This is a genomic window from Comamonas sp. B-9 (assembly GCF_000410635.1).
In the GTDB taxonomy this organism is placed as follows: Bacteria; Pseudomonadota; Gammaproteobacteria; order Burkholderiales; family Burkholderiaceae_C; genus Comamonas.
Genome location: NZ_KE148598.1, coordinates 2,237 through 3,005, shown reverse-complemented (window position 1 = coordinate 3,005; position 769 = coordinate 2,237). Strand labels below are relative to the sequence as shown.

The window sequence follows — 769 nt, the reverse complement described above, 5'->3', positions numbered from 1 at the left end:
TGCGGCTGCGGGGGCCACCGGCGCGGCCTTGGCCGCAGGGGCTGGTTTGGCCGCCGGTGCCGTGCCCGCTGCCGGTGTTTGGGCAAAAACGGCCGCTGTGCTGCACAGGGCGATACCGCTGATCCAGGCTTTCCAGGTGTTGCGCATAAAACTCTCCTGTCCTTGAGTTGCTGGGATGCCTGGCTTGCTGGGCCATGGCATCTCCATGCTGCGACGGGCGTTTGCAAAAAACAAGCGGGTCAATGCGGATCGGTGTTTTTTATCGCCAATAATTTTGTAATTGCTTGTTTTTATTGATTATTCGCATCAGCATTGACCGTCGGTCGATCCATGTCGGGGTAGAGGCGGCCCAGCGCCTGGGGCAGGCATTCACCCAGCTGCAGCTGCAGCGCCTGCAGATGGGCGGCACGCGCCTCGTCGCTCAAACCGGCATCGGCGGCCAGGCTGCCCAGCGCCTTCCACTGCTGCTGCCACTGCGTGGCGCGGTGCTGCACGGCGGTCTGCACCGCCTCGCTCCACTGCGCCGGTGCACTGGGGCTGGTGTAGCGCCCGCGCCCCCGGCCAAAGTGCGAGATCACCAGGTACTTGAGCAGCAACTGGCCGGTCAAGGCGCTCAGGTACTCGGGTGAGAGGTGAAAGCGCTGGGCCTGCTGGTCAAACATCTTGTTGGCGCTCCAGGCAGCACCGGCAAAGGTGACGGCGCCCACCAAGGCGCCGACCAGTGCGCCTGCGCCCAAGGTCATGCCACCGGCCACCATATCGGCGCCCA

At 64.5% G+C, this 769-nt stretch carries 1 protein-coding gene; it reads right to left on the bottom strand.

Annotated elements, in window-relative coordinates:
• Nucleotides 1-290: 290 nt before the first annotated feature.
• On the bottom strand, nucleotides 291-769 hold a 479-nt coding region (locus H928_RS33455; protein WP_239644981.1), incomplete at its 5' end, for a DUF3482 domain-containing protein.